Consider the following 21,942-nt stretch of genomic DNA (forward strand, 5'->3'; position numbering starts at 1 on the left):
GCCGGCTCAGAAATGCTCGCCGGAGCGGAAGGGACCGACGCGGATGCCGGCGGCGACGAGGTAGGCGGTCGACCAGCCGATCAGCACGAAGCCGTTCACACCCTCGAGCGCGGCCAGCATGCGCCATTCCGTGCTCGGGACGATGTCGCCATAGCCGACCGTCGAGAAGGTGATGGTGGCGAAATAGAGGGCCGTCGGAAAGTCGGAAATGAAGCCGAGCAGGCGATAGCACAGCGCCCAGAGCCAGACTTCGGTGGTCAGTACGACGAAAACGCCGATGACCACCGTATTCATCGCCAGCAGGTGGCTGCGATGACCGTGCAGGCGGATGCGGTCGCTGATCCAGCTCATGGCTCGGGTGACGCCGATCAGGCCGAAAGTGTGGATCACGACGGTCAGCGAGATCATCAGCGTGCCGAGGGCGAGGTTGGCAAACAGGTTCATGGATTGATTTCCGCGCTCATCAGACGAGCGTTCCGCGCAGTTCCTTGCGGAACACGAATTTCAGCCCCGACCAGATGGCATCCACGGCACAGACCTTCACGTCGACCAGGCCGGTCGGCAGGATCACTTCCCGCAGAACGTCCTCGGTAATCGAGGTTTGCACGCCAGAGGACTTTTTCGGCCAGGAAAGCCACAGCATTCCATCGGCCTTGAGCGCGGCGCGAAGCGCCGGAAGGCGGTCGGCAAGCCGCTCGCGGCTGGTTTCGAACGTATGGATCAGGTCGAACTCCCGCGTCGTGACGCCGTCGAGACGGGTTTCGACGCGAGCCAGCCCCTCGGTCAGCGTGAGATCCCGCAAATGCTCCGGAAGGTCGAGGAATAGCGTCGCCATGCCCGGCTTGAGGCCGAGCTTCTTGGCGAGCGGTGTGCCGGAATAGCCGTGCTGCATCGATCCCTCAGGCGGCGGCCGGCTTCATTGCCTTGCCCGCGACATAGGTTTCGACGACGGATCTGTCGTCTCCCAAGGTTTGCAGCAGAAACAGTTCTTCCGCAAGGGAGCGGACGGTTTCCATGCGCAGCGCCATGGCCGGGGTGGCTGCGGCGTTCAGCACGACGAAATCGGCGTCGGTGCCCGGTTCCAGCGTGCCGATCCGGTCCTGAAGCGACAGCGCCTCGGCATTGCCGAGGGTCATCAGGTGGAAGCTTTCTAGCGGGTTCAGCCGTTCGCCGAGCAATTGCTGGATCTTGTAGGCCTCGTCCATGGTCTTCAGCATGGAATAGCTCGACCCGCCGCCGATGTCGGTGGCAACCGCGATGCGCAGCTTCTTCTCGCGCTGCTGGTACTTGCGCATCGGGAACAGGCCGGAGCCGAGGAAAAGATTGGAGGTGGGGCAATGCACGGCGACCGCGCCCGCCTCGCTCATGGCATCCGCCTCGCGGTCCGACAGGTGGATCGCGTGACCGAACAGGCTCTTGCGGCCCAGCAGGCCGTAATGCGCGTAGATGTCGGTGTAGTCCTTGGCGTCGGGGAAGAGCTCGCAGGTGTAGCGGATCTCGTCGTGGTTTTCCGACAGATGCGTCTGGATGTGCAGGTCGGGGAACTCCTCAGCCAGCGCCCGCACGCGCTCCATCTGCCCAGGCGTCGAGGTGATGGCGAAGCGTGGGGTGATGGCGACGTGGTTGCGACCCTTGCCGTGCCAGTCGGCGATCACCTGGCGCGTCTCGTCATAGCCGGTCTCCGGCGTGTCGAGCAGACCCTGAGGCGCGTTGCGGTCCATCATCACCTTGCCGCCGACCATCAGGCTGCCGCGCCTGAGGCTCTCGGCGAAATAGGCGTCGGCCGAAGCCTTGTGCACCGAGCAATAGGCGACCGCGGTGGTCGTGCCGTTGCGGAAGAATTCGTCGAAGAAGGCCTTCGCGATGCGCTCCGCATGGGCGCTTTCGACGAAGCGGCATTCCTCCGGGAAGGTATAGGTGTTCAGCCATTCGAGCAGGTTGGCGGCATAGGACGCGATCACCTGCATCTGCGGAAAATGCACATGGGTGTCGATCAGGCCGGGCAGGATCAGGTGCGGGCGGTGGTCGACCACCTCCGTGCCTTCCGGCGCGCCGGCGCTGACGCTGGCAAAATCGCCCAGGGCGACAATCCTGCCGTCCTCGACCAGCAGCGCGCCGTCGCTCTCGTAGCGATAGCTGCCAGTGTCGTCGATATGCTCCGGCGCGCGGGAGAAGCTCAGGGTTCGGCCGCGATAGAGGACGGCGCTCATGGCTGCTTGGCCTCCGAGACCGCGCTCTCGAACCAGGCGACCAGCAGGGCGCGCTCCTCGGCCGAGACTTCGGTGATGTTGCCGGGTGGCATGGCGTGGCTGCGGCCGGCCTGGATGTAGATTTCGCGCGCATGGGCGGCGATCTCGGCATCGGTCTCCAGCTTCACGTCCTTCGGCGGCCGCACGATTCCCTCCCAGACCGGTTCGGCGGCATGGCACATCGAACAGCGCGACATGACGACGTCGCGGGCTGCTTCGTAATGGGCGTTCTCGACGAAGCGCAGGTTGCTCGGCGCGACCGACACTTCCTCCTCGACCGGGGCCTTCTGCACGGTCGACAGCCACATGATGGCGATGAAGATCAACAGGGTGGCAAGCCAGGTCCAGGTCGGCCGGCCCTTGCGGGCATGGGTGGTGTTGAACCAGTGGCGGATGGTGACGCCCATCAGGAAGACAAGTGCGGCGATCACCCAGTTATAGGCCGTGCCGAAGGCCAGCGGATAATGGTTGGACAGCATGAAGAAGATGACGGGGAGCGTCAGGTAGTTGTTGTGCAGCGAACGCTGCTTGGCGATCACGCCGTATTTCGGGTCGGGCGTGCGGCCGGCGATCAGGTCGGCGACGACGATCTTCTGGTTCGGGATGATGATCAGGAAGACGTTTGCCGACATGATGGTGGCGGTAAAGGCGCCGAGATGCAGGAAGGCGGCGCGGCCGGTAAAGACCTGGGTATAGCCCCAGGCCATGGCGATCAGCGCCACGTAGAGCACGCCCATCAGCACCCAGATGTTCCTGCCGAGCGGCGACTTGCAGAGCTGGTCGTAGATCAGCCAGCCGACCGCGAGCGAGGCGACGGAAAGGGCGATCGCCTGCCATTGGGTGAGGTCGAGCACGTGCCGGTCGATCAGGAAGAGGTCTGCCCCGCCGTAGTAGACGACGGCCAGCATGGCAAAGCCCGAGAGCCAGGTGACGTAGCTTTCCCATTTGAACCAGGTCAGGTGCTCCGGCATGGTCGCTGGCGCGACGAGATACTTCTGGATGTGATAGAAACCGCCGCCATGCACCTGCCATTCCTCGCCATAGGCACCGGCCGGCAGATGCGCGCGCTTCACCAGGCCGAGATCGAGCGCGATGAAGTAGAAGGACGAGCCGATCCAGGCGATCGCGGTAATGACGTGCAGCCAGCGCACGGCAAAGGAGAGCCATTCCCAGGCAATGGCGTATTCATACATCAGAAGTTCCCTTTCTTCCCCCCGGCCTTCCAGTCTGGGAAATTATCCACCGCAAGGGAAGCCCCGCAGGTCGGATCGCGGGCCAATCCAGAGAATTTCTTTGATTGAGGTCCGCGCGCGCTATTGCGCTTCCAGGCCCATGGCGGCTCGTTCCGGTGCCAGTGTGGTCTCCAGCCATTCGCGGAATTTGCGTATCTTGGGCAGGTTGCGCCGGCTTTCCGGATAGACCAGCCAATAGCGGTTGTCGTCCAGCCAGCTGAGTTCGAACGGCTGTATGAGCCGCCCGGACGCCAGTTCGTCCTGAAGGAAGAAAGGGCTCAGCATGGCGACGCCATGGCTGGCCATCGCGGCTCCGGTTTCAAGATCGAGCACGCCGCCTGCGTCGAACGTCCGTGCGGTGTGCTCCGCGGCATCGAGGCCCGCCAGCGTGAACCAGTATGTCCAGCGTCCGTCGTCGTCGGTGATCCACGGCAGCTTCAGCAAATCGGCCGGCTCCTTTATGCCGCCGACGCTCTCGGCCAGTCTCGGACTCAGTATCGGCGAATAGCTCAGCCGAAGCAGGGGGTGGACCGCGAGGCCGGGCCACGGCCCCCGGCCGATGCGGATGGCGAGGTCGGCGCTTTCCCGGTTGAAGTCGGTCAGCACGGAGCCGCGGAGAAGTCGGACTGCAATGTTGGGATGGGCGAGTTGAAAGGCGCCGAGATGCCGGGCCAGCCAGTGGGAGGCGAATGTCGGCGTGGAGTGGATTTCCAGGATCTCGTCGGCATCCTGACGCGCGGTGGCGATCGCTTCGCGCAGGACGGCGAAGGCATCCGTCACCTTCGGCAGCATGCGCTCGGCCGTTTCCGTCAGCACGATCTGGCGCGGCTTCCTGAGAAACAGCGGCTCGCCGATATTGTCCTCCAGCAGCTTGACCTGATAGCTCACCGCCGTCTGGGTCATGCCCAGCTCCTCGGCGGCCTTGGTGAAGCTCATATGCCGGGCCGCCGCCTCGAAGACGCGCAGGGCATTGAGCGGGAACTGTCTCGACAGTTTCATGGATAAGCTCTCTTGATGCATGCCTACCGTATTCGAATTGGAAACCGGCGGCAATCCGGCGCATCTCTTGGTCCATCCGGTCATTTCGCCGATGGAGAGGAGACGACGATGCTGCAAGCGACAAGACGCAATTGGGTTCCCGCGGGCATGACGCCCGGAGCCGTGTTCCGGCCACTGCGCCGCTTTGTCGAGCGCCTGTTCCAGCCGGATCGCACGGCCACCGAGGATCTGCCGCCGGAGGTGAAGAAGGATCTCGGCCTTCTCGAGGGCCGTCCGTCGCGGAACCGCACGGAGGCCTATTTCTCCAACCCCAGGCGCCACGGCGACTGGCTGCGCTCCGGCCCGCTCTAAGCAAATGCCTTGCCGGATCAAGACGATGCGCCGGCCAGCTGACGAACTGATTCCGCCGCTTCATGCGGTGATTCAGGTGGGCGCTGACCGCCCATGCTTCGGTCAGCTCAGCAGAACGGTGAGCAGTTCGGCCGCGACCAGGGCGGCGATCACCGGGGGGCGCTTGTCGCGGAGCGCGCTGCCGCCAATCGGCAGGACGAGCCTGTCGAGCATGGACGGATCGCCGCCCTCGCGGTCCAGCCAGCGGGCGAAGGTGGCGCGCTTGGTGGCCGAGCCGATCATGCCGACATAAGCAAGATCGGGGCGGGCGAGCGCCTGGCGGGCGATCAGGAAATCCAGCGCATGGTCGTGGGTGAGGATGACGGCCGCGCCGCCCGGCCGGATCATCGCCACCTCGGCTTCGGGCACGGCAACCCGGTGCAGCGCGACGCCGTGCGGCAGACCGCCTGGGGCAAGGTCGCGAGTCTCGACGAGCGTGACGGTCAGGGGCAGGGGGCCAAGGGCCGCCGCCAGCGCGAGCCCGACATGGCCGGCGCCGAAGAGGAAGACGTCGGGATAGGCGGTTTCCAGCTTTGCCTGCCGGTCGACCAGAACCTGCTGCGACCGTGCGTCGAGGCGGGTGAAGGCGAGCCGGGTGCGCCCGCCGCAGCACTGGCCGATCTCGGGGCCGAGCGGCACGTCGAGGGACGAGCTTGGCGCGCCGCTGGCCAGCAGCGTACGGGCATGGTCGATGGCGAGAAATTCCAGCTGCCCGCCACCGATCGTGCCGAACAGCGCGTCGGCCGCCACCACCATGAAGGCGCCCGCCTCGCGCGGCGTCGAGCCCTTGGCCTCGGCGACGTCGACGAGGACGGCATCGGGATGGGTGGCGAGGAAGGCGGGGAGGGAAGGCGCAGTCATTGCTGTTTGCCCCTCATCCGCCTGCCGGCACCTTCTCCCCGTCGTGACGGGGAGAAGGGACGATCCGGAAGCCTTGCGCCCTGTCGCCGGCGGTCAGCCACGTCCCGCATGTCTCCGGAGCACAGCGCGTTTGAACCGCGAGACGTCCGCGGCACGCGTCTTTCTCCCTGGTTGCGGGGTGCGCACGCCGATCGTCCTTCTCCCCGCCTGCGGGGAGAAGGTGCCGGCAGGCGGATGAGGGGCGTGCAGGCCCGCTCGCGCGCGCCTCTTCCGGCGCTGCGCGCCACCTTCTCCCCGATGGGGAGAAGAGGGGTGCCATCCTTGCCATCACATTCCCTTCAGCCGCTCGACGGCCATCAGCACGCGCTCGGGCGTTGCGGGGGCGTCGAGGTGGGGGCAATGGCGGTAGTCGGCGACCGAGGCGACGGCCATGGACAGGGCTTCCAGCACCGAGATCGCCAGCATCAGCGGTGGTTCGCCGACGGCCTTGGAGCGGCCGATCGTCGGCTCGGCATTTTCAGACCATTCGGCCAGCCGCGTGTTGAAGATTTTTGGCCGGTCGGAGGCGAGCGGAATCTTGTAGGTCGACGGCGCATGGGTGCGAAGCCTCCCCTTGGCGTCCCACCACAGTTCTTCCGTCGTCAGCCAGCCCATGCCCTGGACGAAGCCGCCCTCGATCTGGCCGATATCGATCGCCGGATTGAGCGACTTGCCGACGTCGTGCAGGATGTCGGTGCGATCCATCAGATATTCGCCGGTCAACGTGTCGATCGACACTTCCGAGCACGCCGCGCCATAGGCGAAATAGTAGAACGGCGTGCCGCGGCCGGCGGCGCGGTCCCAATGGATTTTCGGTGTCTTGTAGAAGCCGGCGGCCGAGAGCTGGACGCGGGCGAAATAGGCTTGTCTTACGAAGTCGGGGAAGGGGATTTCCTTCGATCCGACGCGCAACCGGTTCGGCAGGAACTCGACTTCGTCCGGCGGAACCTGGAAATGCTCGACGGCGAAGGCGACGAGGCGTTCCTTGATCTGGCGGGCGGCGTCATAGGCTGCCATTCCGTTGAGGTCGGTGCCGGAGGAGGCAGCGGTCGCCGAGGTGTTGGGCACCTTGCCGGTCGTCGTCGCCGTGATCTTGACGCGCTCGACATCGACCTGGAAGCACTCGGCAATGACCTGGGCGACCTTGGTGTAGAGGCCCTGGCCCATTTCCGTGCCGCCGTGATTGAGATGGATCGAGCCGTCCTGGTAGACGTGCACGAGGGCGCCGGCCTGGTTGAAGGCGGTCATGGTGAAGGAGATGCCGAACTTCACCGGGGTGAGCGCGATGCCCTTCTTGATGACCGGGCTCGTCCGGTTGAATTCGATGATCGCGCGGCGCCGCGCCTGGTAGTCGCAGGAGGTTTCCAGTTCCTCGACCACGCGGGCAATCACATTGTCCTCGATCGTCTGGTGGTAGGGCGTGACGTTGCGGCCGGAACCGACATCGCCGTAGAAATTCGCCTTGCGGATCTCGAGCGGATCCTTGCCCAGCCGGTAGGCGATCTCCTCGATGATGCGCTCGCCCCCCAGCATGCCCTGCGGGCCGCCGAAGCCGCGGAACGCCGTGTTGGAAACCGTATGGGTCTTCAGCGGCTGCGAGGTCAGCTTCACATGCGGATAGAAATAGCTCGAATCGGCATGAAAGAGGGCGCGGTCGGTGACCGGGCCGGAGAGGTCGGCCGAATAGCCGCAGCGCGCGGCGAAGTTGGCGTTGAGCGCATGGATGCGGCCGTCGCCGTTGAAGGCGACGTCGAAGTCCATGCGGAAGTCGTGGCGCTTGCCGGTCAGCGCCATGTCCTCGTCGCGGTCGGGGCGGAACTTGATGGCGCGGTTGAGCTTCTTGGCGGCGAGGGCGGCGAGGGCGGCAAACTGGTTGCCCTGGGTCTCCTTGCCGCCGAAGCCGCCGCCCATGCGCCGCACGTTGACGGTGATCGCATGGCTCGGAATGTCGAGCACATGGCCGACGATGTGCTGGATCTCGGAGGGGTGCTGGGTCGAGGACCACAGCGCCACCTCGTCGTCCTCGCCGGGAATGGCGAGCGCGATGTGGCTTTCCAGATAGAAGTGCTCCTGCCCGCCGATCCGCATCGAGCCTTTCAGGCGATGCTCGGCCTTGTCGAGCTCGGCCTCCGGCTCGCCGCGTTTGAGCACCATGCCCGGGGTGACCAGCGGCGCCTCGTTGGCGAGCGCCGCATCGACATCCGTCCAGAAGGGCAGGTCGCGGTATTCGATCCTGGCCAGGCGCGCGGCGCGGCGGGCGGCATCGCGGGTTTCGGCGATGACGGCAAAGACCGGCTGGCCGTGGAATTCGACCTTGTCGTCGGCCAGCAGCGGCTCGTCATGGCGCCCGCCGGACGAGACGTCGTTGACGCCCGGCACGTCCTTGGCCGTGAGCACTGAGACGACGCCGGGATAGGCCTTCACTGCGGAAAGATCGACCGAGAGGATCTCGGCATGCGCCCGGTCGGACATGCCGAGTGCGCCGTGCAGGAGGCCGGCGGGTTCGGGAATATCGTCGATATATTCGGCACTTCCGGCGACATGCTTGTGCGCCGAATCATGGCGGAGCGACTGGTGCATCGGGCCGTTGATCAGCTTGTAGGTCTCGAAGGTCGGCTTATGCATCACTCAGGCTCCTGCGGCCGGACGTGTCTTCTCCCCGGCGGGGAGAAGGTGGCGCGAAGCGCCGGATGAGGGGGAGCGAAGCTCGCCGGCCACAGCGCACCCGGCCCCCTCATCGCCTCGTTTCACTCGGCACTTCTCCCCGCTGGGGAGAAGAGGGCGCGCACTGGCTGACGTATCCTGGCGCGTTTCACCCCCCTCTGCCCTGCCGGGCATCTCCCCCTCAAGGGGGGAGATCGACACGCGGTGACGCCTTGCCCGAGCATCAGACCTCATATTTGAACAAGGCGCCTTTTGCCCTGCCATCTCCGGAGTACGGACAGACGGGTGCGGCTTCGACCATCTCCCCCCTTGAGGGGGAGGTGTCGGCGTAGCCGACAGAGGGGGGTGTCCCTGCATCGTCACGCCTCCTCCTCTGCAAACCGCTTCAACTCCTGCGGCGTGCCGGTCGTCTCGAGGAAGAAGCGGGTCAGCAGGTTCTTGGCAGTCAGCTGGCGGTATTCGGCGGTGGCGCGCCAGTCGGTGAGCGGTTTGTAGTCCTGGTCGAAGGCTTCGCGGGCGGCGTCGATCGTCGCTTCGTTCCACGGCTTGCCGAACAGGGCGGCTTCGACCGCGCGGGCGCGTTTCGGGGTGGCGGCCATGCCGCCGAAGGCGATGCGGATGTGGGAAACCGTGCCGTCCTCGCCAAGCGTCAGGTGGAAGGCGCCGCAAAGCGCCGAAATGTCCTCGTCGCGGCGCTTGGAGATCTTGTGCACGGCATAGTGGTTGCCGGCCTCCGGGCGCGGCACGCGGATGCTCTCGACGAATTCGCCCGCGCGGCGGTCCTGCTTGCCGTAGTCGATGAAATAATCCTCGAGCGGCAGCTCGCGGCTGCCCGAGGCCGAGCGCAGCCTGACCGATGCGCCAAGCGCGATCAGCGCCGGCGGTGTGTCGCCGATCGGCGAGCCGTTGGCGATATTGCCACCGATCGTGCCCATGTTGCGCACCTGCTGACCGCCGATGCGCTCGATCAGCCGGCCGAGCGCGGGGATTTCGGCCTTGAGCGTGTCGAAGGCCCGGGAATAGCTGACGCCGGCGCCGATGGTGATGGCGCGGTCGTCCGACGCGATCGTCTGCAGGTCGGTGAGGTGGTTGATGAAGACCACCGGGTTGAGGTCGCGCATCTGCTTGGTGACCCACAGCCCGACATCCGTCGCACCAGCGACGATCGTCGCCTCGGGCTCTTCGGCCAGCAGGTCGGCGAGCGCTGCGACCGAACCGGGCACGATCAGCCGGCGGTCGTTCTTGACCACGGTGATGGTATCGCTGCCCTGCAGGTTCCACAGCCGGGCCATGATATTGGTGCGGTCGCGCTCCAGCGGGTCGAACAGCGCGCTCGGGCGGGTGCGCGCGACCTGTTCGGCCGCCTTGACGATGGGTTCATAGCCGGTGCAGCGACAGAGATTGCCCTGCAGCGCGCGCTCGATCTCGGCGCGCGACGGCTTGTCGTTCGACAGCCACAGGCCGTAGAGCGACATGACGAAGCCCGGCGTGCAGAAGCCGCATTGCGAGCCGTGACAGTCGACCATGGCCTGCTGGACGGGATGCAAATTGCCGTTCTCGGCGGCCAGGTGCTCGACGGTCACCACATGGGTACCGTTCAGCGAGCCTAGGAAGCGGATGCAGGCATTGACCGTCTCATAGGCGAGGCGTCCGCCGTCGAGCCGGCCGACGAGAACGGTGCAGGCGCCGCAGTCGCCCTCGGCGCAGCCTTCCTTGGTGCCGGTCAGCCGGCGTTTCAGCCTGAGGAAGTCGAGCAGCGTCTCCGTCGGCTCGAAGCCGGATACTGCGACGTCCTCGCCGTTCAGGATGAAACGGATGCAATCGGTCATGCTTTGTCTTCTCGCTGGCCCATGGGCCGATGTTATTGCGCGGTCCAGCCGCCGTCTATCGAGATATGCGTGCCGGTGATCTGGCGCGCCGCATCGCTGGCAAGGAAGATCGCCACCGCCGCCACTTCCTCCACGGCCACGAATTCCTTGGTCGGCTGGAATTTCAGCATCACGTCGGATTTCACCTCAGCCTCGGAAATGCCGCGTGCCCTGGCCGTGTCGGGGATCTGCTTTTCGACGAGCGGGGTCAGCACATAGCCGGGGCAGATGGCATTCACCGTCACGCCGAATTCGGCCAGTTCCAGCGCCACGCTCTTGGTCAGCCCCATGATGCCGTGCTTGGCGGCGACATAGGCCGACTTGAAGGGCGAGGCGATCAGGCCGTGGGCGGATGCGACGTTGATGATGCGCCCGGCCTTCTTTTCCTTCATCGCGGGCACAGCTGCGCGAATGGTATGGAAGGAACTGGACAGATTGATGGCGATGATCTGGTCCCATTTCTCGGTCGGAAAGTCCTCGACCGCCGAGACATGCTGGATGCCGGCATTGTTGACCAAAACGTCGACCATGCCGAACTCATGCGCGGCGGTCGCCATCAGGTCGTCGATCTCGGCCGGCTTCGACATGTCGGCGCCGTGATAGATCGCCCGGCCGCCGGAGACTTCCAGGCTCTGGCGGATCGCCTCGATCTCGGCGGCATCGCCAAAGCCGTTGATGACGACATTGTCACCATGGGCGGCAAACGCCCGGGCGATGGCCAGGCCGATGCCGCTGGTCGATCCGGTGACGACGACGGTTCTGTTCATGTCTCGAATCCTCCCGAAAGCCTGCGGCGTTCTGCTGCGCCGCAGTAGATCGCAAAGGTTATGCGCAAATCGCGAGGGCTGGCAATTGGCTTTTTAAATGCCTGCGGCCCTCGTTTCGGGGTGGCCGGCGGGTGCGCCGGGGAACGGGGCGGCGGCGGATCGTCGGGGAAAAGATGAATCGGAGCAGCGGCTTGGCCGCAAAGCTTGCGATTCAGAGTCCGATTGAAGTCGACGGGCTGGCTCCCGTTCGTCATGCCGCGGCGGGGCGCCCAGGGCCGGTTCCCGCCCGGATGTGGCACTGCTCCGCGACCCGCTGGCAAAGTGATTCCGTTTTTCGCGCCAAGCCGTTGAAAAGACGAACGTTGGGGCAGGGCGGGGCGCAGCCGGTGAACGCTGTGTGCGGCAAATCGCATTTGCCGGCTGGCCGGTTCGCGCCTATCTCTTGCGTGACCTCAACGGGAAGAAAATGATGGAACTCGGGCTTTACACATTCGCGGATGTCGATCCGAACGCGGCCAACAAGGGCGCGGAGGCCAAGCGTCGCCTCGACGACCTGCTCGAGGAAATCCAGTTCGCCGACGCGGTGGGGCTCGACGTCTTCGGGCTCGGCGAACATCACCGTCCCGACTACATGGCGTCCTCCCCCGCGACCATCCTGGCTGCCGCCGCGGTGAAGACGAAGAACATCCGGCTGTCGAGCGCCGTGACCGTGCTCTCCTCCGACGATCCGGTGCGGGTCTTCCAGCAATATGCGACGGTCGATCTCCTGTCGAACGGCCGGGTCGAGATCATGGCCGGGCGCGGCTCCTTCATCGAGAGCTTTCCGCTGTTCGGCTACGACCTCGAGGACTACGACCTGCTGTTTGCCGAAAAGCTGCAGCTGCTGATGGAGATCCGCGAGAACGAGGTGGTGACCTGGGAAGGCGAGACCCGCAAAGCTATCGCCGGGCGCGGCGTCTATCCGCGGCCGTTGCAGGATCCGCTGCCGCTGTGGATCGCCATCGGCGGCACGCCGCAGTCGGCGGCGCGGGCCGGCCATCTCGGCCTGCCGCTGGCGCTGGCCATCATCGGCGGCGAGCCGCACCGCTTCGCCCCGCTGTTCGACCTCTACCGCCAGAGCGGCGCCAAGGCCGGCGTCGATCCAAAGGCGCTGAAGACCTCGATCAACGTGCACGGCTTCATCCACGACACCAATGAACGCGCCGCCGACCTCTTCTACGAGCCGCAGGCGACGGTGATGAACCGCATCGGCCGCGAGCGCGGCTGGGGACCGACAAACCGGGCGCATTTCGACGCGTCGCGGGGGCCGCGCGGCGCGCTCTTCGTCGGCGATCCGGAAACCGTGGCGGAAAAGATCGTCGCCAACCACAGGATCTTCCGCAACGACCGCTTCCTGCTGCAGATGGCGATCGGGCCGATGCCGCATCGCGACATCATGCGCGGTATCGAACTCTACGGCACAAAAGTCGCACCGCTGGTCAGAAAGGCGTTGACCCCGTCGGAAGCGGGGGCGTAAGCACCCGCCATCCCAGAGTTACAAAGAGCGGGTCTCAGGCCCGGAAGACGCACGATGATTGTTTCCAGCGAAGACGACCTCAACGGCCTGAAGGATATCGGCCGGATCTGCGCAAGCGCGGTGAAGATCATGGGGGCGGCGCTGGAACCCGGCATCACCACCCGCGAACTCGACCAGATCGGCCGCAAGGTGCTCGACGATGCGGGCGCGCAGTCGGCGCCGGAATTCTGCTATGAATTTCCCGGCGCCACCTGCATCAGCGTCAACGAGGAGATCGCACACGGCATTCCCGGCGACCGCAAGATTCTGGCCGGCGATCTGGTCAATATCGACGTGTCGGGGGTGAAGAACGGCTTGTTTGGCGATACCGGTTCGTCCTTCATCGTGCCGCCGGCCAAGCCGAAGATCGAAAGGCTCTTGCGCGACGGCAAGCGGGCGCTGTGGGTCGGTCTCAACCAGGTGCGCACCGGCCAGCCCATGATCAATATCGGCAATGCCATCGGCACCTTCGCCAGGAAGAACCGCTACACGCTGATCCAGAACCTGGCGAGCCACGGCATCGGCCATTCGCTGCACGAGGAGCCGAAGGAACTGTCCACCTGGCCGGATCCGGACGAAACGCGGATCATGGAGGAAGGCCTGGTCTTCACCATCGAACCCTTCCTGTCGCTCGGCGGCCTGTGGGCCGAGGACGGCGACGATCCCTGGACGCTCTACAGCGACCCGAAGGCGCCGACCGTGCAGTTCGAACACACCATCGTCGTCACCAGGAACGGTCCGATCATCCTGACGCTCGCCGACTGACGTGACGAGGCGCCCTGACCACAGAGCGCCAGCCGTCCGATCTCAGACGGAGAAGGCGACGGCGACGCCCTTCTTCTTGAAGTAGGACTGCATGATCTTGCGGCCCTGGCGGTTGGACTGGGCGAGCTTGGCCGTCTCGAACACAGCTTCTTTCACGCCTTCGCGGGCCATGGCCGCCTTCAGCGCCGCGATGTGCAGGTCGATATCCTCATTGTCGTTGTTGATCGAGGTGTAGATATTGTCGATGGCCTGGCTCAGGGTGAGGTCGCTCATGGGGCACTCCTTGGATTCGTTGCCCCTCCACTAGCGATTTTTGCGGCCGGGGCAAGCCGGGGATTGTGAACCCGCACAGGGCGAAGCCCTTGCGAGAGGGGCGATCCATCGCTTGCCGTTGCATCGGCGATCAGTATTTGTGGTTTGTGGGCGGCCTCTTGCGGTGCAATAAGCGTGCGCATGACGACAGCCTCGACCGACCGCCGCCATCTCGTGTCCACCGCCCTTGCCGGGGCTCTTGCCATGGCGGCGGCCATGGGGTTCGGACGGTTTTCCTTCACGCCGATCCTGCCCGGCATGATCGGCGATCTCGGGCTTTCCTCGACCGAGGCCGGGATCGTTGCCGCGGCCAATTTCACCGGCTATCTCGCCGGTGCGGTGGCCGGCGCCTATGGCTGGGCGGCGGGACGCGAGCGGCTGATCGGGCTTGCGGCGTTGCTGGCGACCGCCGTCCTTCTCGCCGGCATGGGTCTTACCGATTCGGTCGCCGTCTTCGTCGTGCTGCGTTTCCTGTCCGGCGTCGCCAGCGCCTTCGCCATGATCTTCGTCACCTCGATCGTGCTCGGCCACGCTGCGCGGGCCGGCAGCGAGGCGGTGCAGTCGGCGCATTTTGCCGGCGTGGGCCTCGGCATCGCCGCCTCGTCGCTGATGGTCATGCTGGTCGGTCTTTCGGGATTCGGCTGGCGGGCCGACTGGCTGGTGGGCGCGGCGATCGCGTTCGCTGTCTTCGTCGTCGTCGCCCGGCTCCTGCCGCGCTCCCCCTTCCACGCCTCGCAGGTCCCGCGCGAGCCGCCGATCGCCTGGAGCGCGGCCGTGGTGCTCACGACGCTGTCCTACGGCCTGTTCGGTTTCGGCTATGTGGTGACCGCGACCTTCATCGTCACCATGGCGCGGATGGGCAATGCCGGCGCGACGGTGGAATTCCTCACCTGGTTCGTCACCGGACTTGCGGCCGCAGCCTCGCTGTTTGCCTGGCGGCCGGTGATGCTCAGGATCGGGCTCGGCGGCGCCTATCTCGCCGGCCTGCTGATCCAGGCTATCGGGGTGCTCGCCTCCGTCGCCCTGCCGTCGCCGGCCGCGCCTCTGGTCGGCGGGGCGCTGCTCGGGGTGACCTTCATGATCATCACGGCCTATGGCTTGAGGCTCGGACGGGCGCTTTCGCCAGAAAGCCAGCGCCGGGCGCTCGCCTTCATGACGGCCGCCTTCGGCATCGGCCAGATCCTCGGGCCGCTGGTCGCAGGCTGGCTGGCGGAGCGCACGGGTAGCTTTTCGGCGCCGAGCCTGGTCGCGGCGCTGGTGCTTCTGGCTTCGGCAGGACTCATCCTGCCGGTGCTGCGGCGGCTGCCCTGAAATGACAGGGGTATCGCGGGACGGCGCGAAACTGTGAATTGGCGGCGGCCAAATTCGTCACATTCGGTTGATGGCATTGCTGGCCACTTTTTTCTGCCCTAGTTTCGCGCCAAAGACCGGGTTTCAAAGGCCCTTCCGTCCCCCGCCGAGAAAGCAGCTGTCCCCGTGTTCAAATCATTTTTTCCCAATCCGAGACTGTTTTTTGCGTCCTTCGCAATTTGGACCCTTCTCTCGATCCTCGTCTGGTATTTGTTCGGCGAACAGATGGGGACTGCCATCGGACTGCCGCCGCTGCCGGAAGATGTAGAGCCAATCATCAACCTGAGCTTTTTCATCACGCGCGACTATCTGTGGTTTTACATCTACACCGGCGTTTGGGCGGTGGCATTCGGGATATTCTGGGAGATCTACGCCAAGGACCATCCGTGGCGACATTGGGCTATCTGGGGCTCCTACTTCATCATCTTCACCACCTATTTCGACGTTCAGGTTTCGGTGCTGTTGAACAATTGGCGGCGCCCTTTCGGCGACCTCCTGCAGAACGCGCTGACAGGCAAGCCCGGGATTACGAATTGGGATTTCTACAGTCTCATGATCACGTTCTGGAGCATCGCTTTCCTGAACGTGGCGGTCTTTGTGATCGTACGCTTTTTCATCAGTCACTATGTCTTCCGCTGGCGCACGGCGATGAACAATTATTATATGTCGATGTGGCCGAAGGTGCGTCATATCGAAGGTGCCTCGCAGCGTGTTCAGGAAGACACGATGCGGTTTGCCAGTACCTTTGAAGGGCTCGGCGTCAGCCTGATCAGTGCGGTGATGAACCTCGTCGCCTTCCTGCCGATCCTGTTCGCCCTGTCGAAATACGTTACGGACCTGCCGATCATTGGCTCGATCCCGCATAGCCTATTCTGGCTGGCGCTTGTCTGGTCGGTGTTTGGCACTGCGCTGCTTGCGATGGTCGGTATCAAGCTTCCCGGGCTGGAATTCCGCAACCAGCGGGTGGAAGCGGCCTATCGTAAGGAACTGGTTTATGGTGAGGACGATCCGAACCGGGCAAAGCCGCTGACGATCGCCGAACTGTTCGACAATGTGCGGCGCAATTATTTCCGGCTGTATTTCCACTACACCTATTTCAACCTTGCTCGCTCGTTCTACATACAGGCGGACGGGTTGTTCCTCATCTTCATGCTGGTGCCGACAATCGTCGCGGTGAAAATCACCTATGGTATCTATCAGCAGATCGCCACGGCTTTCGGCCAGGTCTCGAACTCATTCCAGTATCTGGTCAACGTCTGGCCGACGATCGTCGAGTTGCTGTCGATCTACAAGCGTCTCGTCGCCTTCGAAGCGGCGATCGACAATGAGCCGCTGCCGGAGATCGACCAGGAATATCTGGCGGCAGAGGGTGAAGTGCTCGTCCGCGACTGAGCCGAGACGACAGAAGACATGCGCCTTCAGCCGCGCCGGAGCGATCCGGCGCGGTTTCGCATTCGGGAGGAGGGCAGGCGGGGTGGATCTTGGGGATTGGTATCAGGCTTTCCGCCTGCCCCGATCGCGCCGGCTGCCTTCGGGTCCTGCGGCGATCATCCTTGTTTCCGCCAGAACCCTGCCGTCACGACCGTCATCGCACCGCGCCTCGAAGAGGTGGAGAAGCCGGTTCGCGACCCGGTGCCCCGTCCGATGACCCTTGCAGGATAGGCCGGATCGCGGCGTGCGGGGAAAACCGCACCGGCGGTTTTTGCCCATGTGGCTGATCGCACGCGTCAATTTCTGGCAAGCGTGGAAAAATCTTCCCCGTCTCGGAATCAGGAGCGGGGGCTGGCCGGCTGCTTCGCCAGAAGGTCGATCGCCTCGGAATAGCTGACGCAGGCGACGTCGGCGCGGTGGCAGACGTCGGTCACCAGCCGCTCCATCGCCCGCCAGTAGGCGCCGCCGTTCATCTCGACGAAATGGAAACCCAGCTGCAGCGGGATGCGTTCGCCTTCGTACTGCTTGTCGAATGCGGCCTTGAAGGCCGCGTAGCTGCGCGCCTCGAATTCCTGCGATTGCGAGGGATTGTCCATGCCGGCGGAATGGCGGACGAAGAGATTGTAGTCCATGCCGATGATCCGGCGGTTCTGCGGGCCTTCGGGAATGAGCGGCAGGCCGAAGCGGACGAGCGAACCGTCCTCGTTCGGCAACATCGCCCCCTTGGTGACGAGGCTCGCATCATAGGCGAAGCCGAATTCGTTCTCCGCCGCGACCAGGCTGTCGGGAGCCGAAAGATAGGGCGCGCGGAAACCGCGAATGCCCGTGCGGGCAAAGGCTGCCCAGCCTTGCGGCTCCCGGTCGGCGAGGCCGTTCGCCTTCCAGGCATTGGTGACGACGCTGCGGAAGGTTTCGAATTCCGAGAGCCAGTCGGCCTTGGTCCAGTCCTTGCCGTCGAAATGGCCGCAGGCATGGTTGGCGATCTCGTGGCCTTCCTGGCGGGCGTTCCAGATATGATCGAGGCGGACGGCGACATCCTCCACGGTCGGTGCGAAGCCGATGTTCGACTTCCCGGCCTTCATGCCCGGCGCTTTGTAGTCCTTCGCCTTTTCCCGAGGGATCAGCGTGGTGCAGGAGAGGAAGTAGGTGAAGTGCGCGTCCGCACGGCGGGCGATGTCGCGGCTCTTCTCCCACAGCGTATTGTCATGCGCGCCGTCGAAGGAGATCAGCAGCAGCTGTTTCGGCCGGGCTGGCTCCGCCACGGCCTGCGGCTCGGCCAGAACCGGCGGAGCGAGGAGGAGGGCGAGACAAACGGCAGCAAGGGAACGCGACATGGAAAAACCTGGAAAAAATCAAGGCGGTTTTCTGTCAGCCAAATGCGGCGAAGCTTTGAACAGGGTGGAATTTCCGATCCGGGACCTTTATGCCATGGAGACGAAAGTTCAATTGGGGTCCAAACCATGACAATCCTGATCCTCGGGATCATTCTCTTCATCGGCACGCACATGATCCGCATCGTGGCGCCCGGTTTCCGCCGCGCCATGGTGCAAAAGCTCGGCGAGAACGGCTGGAAGGGCGTGCATGGGCTTATCAGCATTCTGGCGCTCGTCGTGCTGGTCCTCGGCTGGCAGCAGGCCCCGGTCATCGATCTCTGGTTCCCGCCCAAGGGCATGACGCACCTGACGCTGACACTGATGCTGTTTGCCGTGATCTGTCTGGTTGCCGGAATTCTGCCGGCCGGCCACATCGCCACGAAGGCCAAGCATCCGATGGTGCTGTCGGTGAAGATCTGGGCGCTGGCGCATCTTCTCTCCAATGGCGACCTTCGCTCGGTGCTGATGTTCGCCTCCTTCCTCGCCTGGGGCGTGATCGCCCGCATCGCGCTGAAGCGCCGCCAGCGTGCCGGTGAAGTGACGCTTCGTCCCTTCGTCTCGGCCAAGTGGGACCTCGCCGCCGTGGTCGTCGGCCTGCTGGTCTGGGGGCTGTTCATCTGGAAGCTGCATGCGCTTCTGTTCGGCGTAGCGCCGCTTCCCCTGTGAGGCATCGCGCCCGCCAACCGGCCTTCCTGCCGTTTTCCGCTTACAAGTGCGGAAAAATCGGTTAGAAGGCCGCTCACGCATCCCATTGCATCGAAAGGCCGGCCGGTCCGGAAGCATTCATGGTTGACAACAACGACAGCTTTATCCGCGAAGTCAATGAGGAGCTCCGCTCCGACCAGTTCCGCAACGCGTGGAAGAACTACGGCCGTTTCGTCATCGCCGTCGCCGTGCTGATCGTCGTCGGCACCGCCGGCTATCGCGGCTACGAATACTGGCACGAAAGCCAGTCGTCGGATGCCGGCGACAAGTTCCTGGCTGCGTTGACGCTGGCCAACGAAGGCAAGGCGGATGAGGCGAAGGCCGCGCTCGCTGCGCTGGAGACCGACGGCTACGGCGCCTATGCGGTGCTGGCGCGCATGCGCTCGGCCACCGTCGAGGCGGAAAAGGGCGATCCGACCGCTGCGATCGTCGCGTTTTCGGCGATCGGCAAGGACAACTCGGTTCCGGCCGTCATCCGCGACGTCGCCCGCATGCGGGCCGCCTGGCTGCTGATCGACAACGGCACGTATGAGCAGGTTTCGGCCGAGGTCGAAGCCATGGCGACGCCGCGCGACGCGATGCGCCACTCGGCCCGCGAGGCGCTGGGTCTTGCCGCTTACAAGGCCGGCGACATGACCAAGGCGCGCGAATGGTTCGAACAGATCGTCGAGGACGGCGAGGCGCCGCGCAATGTTGCCAGCCGCGCCCAGATCCTGCTCGACAACATCACGGCTTCCGGCAAGGCGCCGTAAGCCAGCACGGCGGAAACGCCAGAAGGACACGATCAGTCATGAGCTTTACCGTCGCCATCGTCGGGCGTCCGAACGTCGGCAAGTCCACCTTGTTCAATCGCCTGGTGGGCAAGAAGCTGGCGCTCGTCGACGATACGCCGGGTGTCACCCGCGACCGTCGCCCGGGCGACGCCAAGCTGATCGACCTCCGCTTCACCATCATCGACACCGCCGGCCTCGAAGAGACCGGGCCGGACACGCTCGAGGGCCGCATGCGCGCCCAGACCGAGATGGCGATCGACGATGCCGACCTGACGCTGTTCGTCGTCGATGCCAAGGCGGGGCTCACCCCGCTCGACAAGACCTTCGGCGAGCTCCTGCGCCGTAGCGGCAAGCCGGTCGTGCTGGTCGCCAACAAGTCGGAAGCCAAGGGCTCCGACGGTGGCTTCTACGACGCCTTCACGCTGGGGCTCGGCGAGCCCGTGCCGATCTCGGCCGAGCACGGCCAGGGCATGATCGACCTGCGCGACGCGATCGTTTCGGCGATCGGCGAGGACCGCGCTTTCCCGGAAGACATCGACGAGGCGGAGACCGACGTTCGGGTCTCGGCCGACGAAGTCGGCGGCGAAACCGGCGAGGACATCGAGCCGGAATATGACGAGACCAAGCCTTTGCGCGTGGCGATCGTCGGGCGTCCGAATGCCGGAAAGTCGACGCTGATCAACCGCTTCCTCGGCGAGGACCGGCTTCTGACCGGGCCTGAGGCCGGCATCACCCGCGACAGCATTTCGGTCGAGTGGGACTGGCGCGGCCGCACCATCAAGATGTTCGACACGGCCGGCATGCGCCGCAAGGCCCGCGTGCAGGAGAAGCTGGAAAAGCTCTCCGTCGCCGACGCGCTGCGCGCCATCCGCTTTGCCGAAACCGTGGTCATCGTGTTCGACGCGACCATCCCCTTCGAGAAGCAGGACCTGCAGATCGTCGACCTGGTGCTGCGCGAAGGCCGTGCCGCCGTGCTCGCCTTCAACAAGTGGGACCTGGTCGAGGACACGCAGGCAGTGCTGGCCGACCTGCGCGAAAAGACCGACCGTCTTCTGCCGCAGGCGCGCGGCATCCGCGCCGTGCCGATCTCCGGCCAGACGGGCTACGGCCTCGACAAGCTGATGCAGGCGATCATCGAGACCGACCGCACCTGGAACAAGCGCATTTCGACCGCCAAGCTCAACCGCTGGCTCGAGCATACTCAGGTCCAGCATCCGCCACCGGCGGTTTCGGGCCGGCGCATCAAGCTGAAATACATGACCCAGGTGAAGGCCCGCCCGCCGGCCTTCATGATTTCCTGCACGCGCGCCGATGCGCTGCCGGAGAGCTATGTGCGCTATCTGACGAACGGTCTGCGGGTCGATTTCCAGATGCCGGGCGTACCGATCCGCATCCACTTCAAGGCGGCGGAAAATCCCTTCGAGAACCGCAAGAAGAAGCGCTGACAGGCAGGGGCCGCCGCGTCAGGCGCCCGCGGGGCGGACCGGCAGTCGCCGCGACAGCCGCCGCCGCTTGGCCTGCGTCTTCGCCTCGATGACATTGTCCAGGAACTGCTTCGTCGCGGCCTGCCAGGTATAGCCCTCGGCCAGGTGGCGGGCTTCCTCCCGCGATCGCTCCAGCGCGGCAAGACAGGCCGTGCGCAGGTCTTCGTCCAGCGCACCCGCGCCGCTCGCCGCCGGGATGATGTCGGCGGGGCCGGTGACCGGATAGGCGGCGACCGGAACGCCGGAGCCGAGCGCCTCCAGAATGGTATTGCCGAAAGTGTCGGTCTTCGACGGGAAAACGAAGACGTCGGCCTCAGCATAGGCACTCGCCAGGTCCTCGCCGAACTTCACCCCGGTGAACAGCACGTCCGGATAGCGGGCCTGAAGCTCGGCACGCGCCGGGCCGTCGCCGACCACCACCTTGGAGCCTGGCAGGTCGAGATCGAGGAAAGCGGGCAGGTTCTTCTCCACCGCGACGCGGCCGACCGTGATGAAGATCGGACGGGGGAGCCCGAAGGGGTTGTCGGTCTGCGGGCGGGGATGGAACAGGGAAAGGTCGATGCCGCGGCTCCACAGGCAGAGATTGGCGATGCCCTTGGCCGCCAGTTCGCGTCTCAGGCTCTCGGTCGCCACCATGCAGGCGCCGCCGCGATTGTGGAACCAGCGCACATAGGCATAGAGCCAGGAGAGCGGCACGGGCACGCGGGTGCGGACATATTCGGGAAAGCGGGTGTGGTAGCTGGTGGAGAAGGGCATGTGCTTCTTCAGGCACCAGCGCCGCGCCATAAGCCCAAGCGGGCCTTCGGTGGCGATGTGCATGAAGTCCGGCTTCTCCGCCTCGATCCGGCGGGCGATCTGGCCGTAGGTGGCGAGCGACAGGCGGATCTCCGGATAGGTCGGCATGGGAATGCTGCGAAACGGCCTCGGTGTGATCATCGCCACGTCGTAGCCCATGGCCGCCAGTTCGCGATTGGTGGTTTCGATCGAGCGGACGACGCCGTTCACCTGCGGGTGCCAGGCATCGGTGACGATCATGATCTTCGGCATGGCGCGGTCGCTGTTCTCTCGCTGGCGGGCCGGCGGCGCATGGGCCGGTGGTCCGCGTCGCGTCCCGGCTCGGACACC

At 64.9% G+C, this 21,942-nt stretch carries 20 protein-coding genes; 8 read left to right on the forward strand and 12 right to left on the reverse strand.

The annotated features are described in order from the left end of the window. Positions 1–6: 6 nt before the first annotated feature. The 5 genes from AC07Y0_RS03855 to AC07Y0_RS03875 form a co-directional block, all read right to left on the reverse strand. A complete protein-coding gene (locus tag AC07Y0_RS03855; protein WP_498674687.1) occupies positions 7–444 on the reverse strand; it encodes a potassium channel family protein in 438 nt (145 codons plus the stop codon). Positions 445–463: 19 nt separating this feature from the next. After that, entirely contained in the window at positions 464–892 is a 429-nt protein-coding gene (locus AC07Y0_RS03860) for a hypothetical protein (protein WP_498674690.1), read from the reverse strand. Positions 893–899: 7 nt separating this feature from the next. After that, positions 900–2,210 carry a guanine deaminase gene (gene guaD, locus AC07Y0_RS03865; protein WP_498674692.1) on the reverse strand — a complete coding sequence of 437 codons (1,311 nt, stop codon included), beginning with the start codon at positions 2,208–2,210 and terminating at the stop codon, positions 900–902. Next, entirely contained in the window at positions 2,207–3,442 is a 1,236-nt protein-coding gene (gene puuD, locus AC07Y0_RS03870; protein WP_498674694.1) for a urate hydroxylase PuuD, read from the reverse strand. The genes guaD and puuD overlap by 4 nt, the downstream gene beginning before the upstream one ends. Before the next feature lie 120 nt (positions 3,443–3,562). Further along, the gene (locus AC07Y0_RS03875; protein WP_498674696.1) at positions 3,563–4,480 is read right to left on the reverse strand and encodes a LysR substrate-binding domain-containing protein; all 918 of its coding nucleotides are present in this window, start codon (positions 4,478–4,480) and stop codon (positions 3,563–3,565) included. 108 nt (positions 4,481–4,588) lie between these two features. Between AC07Y0_RS03875 and AC07Y0_RS03880 the strand changes: the two genes are divergently transcribed. Then, positions 4,589–4,831, forward strand: a complete 243-nt coding sequence (locus AC07Y0_RS03880; RefSeq protein ID WP_498674698.1) for a hypothetical protein — start codon at positions 4,589–4,591, stop codon at positions 4,829–4,831. A 102-nt stretch (positions 4,832–4,933) separates the two neighbouring features. On the opposite strand, the gene xdhC is transcribed toward AC07Y0_RS03880, so the two are convergent. From xdhC to AC07Y0_RS03900, 4 genes are all read right to left on the reverse strand, one after another. Continuing rightward, positions 4,934–5,731: a xanthine dehydrogenase accessory protein XdhC gene (gene xdhC / locus AC07Y0_RS03885; protein WP_498674701.1), complete on the reverse strand. Its 798-nt coding sequence runs from the start codon at positions 5,729–5,731 to the stop codon at positions 4,934–4,936. A gap of 327 nt (positions 5,732–6,058) precedes the next feature. Then, positions 6,059–8,395 (reverse strand): xanthine dehydrogenase molybdopterin binding subunit, encoded by a 2,337-nt coding sequence (gene xdhB, locus AC07Y0_RS03890; RefSeq protein ID WP_498674703.1) that lies wholly within the window; start codon positions 8,393–8,395, stop codon positions 6,059–6,061. A gap of 398 nt (positions 8,396–8,793) precedes the next feature. Beyond that, on the reverse strand, positions 8,794–10,263 hold the full coding sequence (gene xdhA / locus AC07Y0_RS03895; RefSeq protein ID WP_498674704.1) for a xanthine dehydrogenase small subunit: 1,470 nt from the start codon (positions 10,261–10,263) through the stop codon (positions 8,794–8,796). 32 nt (positions 10,264–10,295) lie between these two features. Further along, the gene (locus tag AC07Y0_RS03900; protein ID WP_498674706.1) at positions 10,296–11,069 is read right to left on the reverse strand and encodes a 3-hydroxybutyrate dehydrogenase; all 774 of its coding nucleotides are present in this window, start codon (positions 11,067–11,069) and stop codon (positions 10,296–10,298) included. 469 nt (positions 11,070–11,538) lie between these two features. Between AC07Y0_RS03900 and AC07Y0_RS03905 the strand changes: the two genes are divergently transcribed. Together AC07Y0_RS03905 and map are read left to right on the forward strand one after the other, a co-directional pair. Then, complete coding sequence (locus AC07Y0_RS03905) at positions 11,539–12,585, forward strand: LLM class flavin-dependent oxidoreductase (RefSeq protein WP_498680171.1); 1,047 nt, start codon at positions 11,539–11,541, stop codon at positions 12,583–12,585. Positions 12,586–12,639: 54 nt separating this feature from the next. Beyond that, entirely contained in the window at positions 12,640–13,389 is a 750-nt protein-coding gene (gene map / locus AC07Y0_RS03910; RefSeq protein WP_498674707.1) for a type I methionyl aminopeptidase, read from the forward strand. 42 nt (positions 13,390–13,431) lie between these two features. Here the strand turns inward: map and AC07Y0_RS03915 are convergent, their stop codons facing one another. Further along, a complete protein-coding gene (locus AC07Y0_RS03915) occupies positions 13,432–13,662 on the reverse strand; it encodes a hypothetical protein (RefSeq protein ID WP_498674708.1) in 231 nt (76 codons plus the stop codon). A gap of 180 nt (positions 13,663–13,842) precedes the next feature. Here AC07Y0_RS03915 and AC07Y0_RS03920 point away from each other — a divergent pair, with 180 nt between their 5' ends. Together AC07Y0_RS03920 and sbmA are read left to right on the forward strand one after the other, a co-directional pair. Next, on the forward strand, positions 13,843–15,012 hold the full coding sequence (locus AC07Y0_RS03920) for a YbfB/YjiJ family MFS transporter (protein WP_498674711.1): 1,170 nt from the start codon (positions 13,843–13,845) through the stop codon (positions 15,010–15,012). 165 nt (positions 15,013–15,177) lie between these two features. Continuing rightward, positions 15,178–16,443, forward strand: a complete 1,266-nt coding sequence (gene sbmA, locus AC07Y0_RS03925) for a peptide antibiotic transporter SbmA (RefSeq protein ID WP_498674715.1) — start codon at positions 15,178–15,180, stop codon at positions 16,441–16,443. Between the two features lie 377 nt (positions 16,444–16,820). Here the strand turns inward: sbmA and AC07Y0_RS03930 are convergent, their stop codons facing one another. Next, a complete protein-coding gene (locus AC07Y0_RS03930) occupies positions 16,821–17,816 on the reverse strand; it encodes a polysaccharide deacetylase family protein (RefSeq protein WP_498674718.1) in 996 nt (331 codons plus the stop codon). 126 nt (positions 17,817–17,942) lie between these two features. On the opposite strand from AC07Y0_RS03930, the gene AC07Y0_RS03935 reads away from it, so the two are divergent. The 3 genes from AC07Y0_RS03935 (at position 17,943) to der (ending at position 20,778) form a co-directional block, all read left to right on the forward strand. Beyond that, positions 17,943–18,521, forward strand: coding sequence for an NnrU family protein (locus AC07Y0_RS03935; protein WP_498674721.1), 579 nt, complete (start codon positions 17,943–17,945; stop codon positions 18,519–18,521). Between the two features lie 119 nt (positions 18,522–18,640). Further along, on the forward strand, positions 18,641–19,312 hold the full coding sequence (locus AC07Y0_RS03940; protein WP_498674724.1) for a tetratricopeptide repeat protein: 672 nt from the start codon (positions 18,641–18,643) through the stop codon (positions 19,310–19,312). A gap of 38 nt (positions 19,313–19,350) precedes the next feature. Beyond that, on the forward strand, positions 19,351–20,778 hold the full coding sequence (der, locus tag AC07Y0_RS03945; protein ID WP_498674726.1) for a ribosome biogenesis GTPase Der: 1,428 nt from the start codon (positions 19,351–19,353) through the stop codon (positions 20,776–20,778). Between the two features lie 18 nt (positions 20,779–20,796). Here der and AC07Y0_RS03950 read toward each other — a convergent pair whose 3' ends face one another. Beyond that, on the reverse strand, positions 20,797–21,864 hold the full coding sequence (locus tag AC07Y0_RS03950; protein WP_498674728.1) for a glycosyltransferase family 4 protein: 1,068 nt from the start codon (positions 21,862–21,864) through the stop codon (positions 20,797–20,799). Positions 21,865–21,942 lie beyond the last annotated feature (78 nt).

Source organism: Allorhizobium sp. GW101-3B10, from assembly GCF_059424725.1.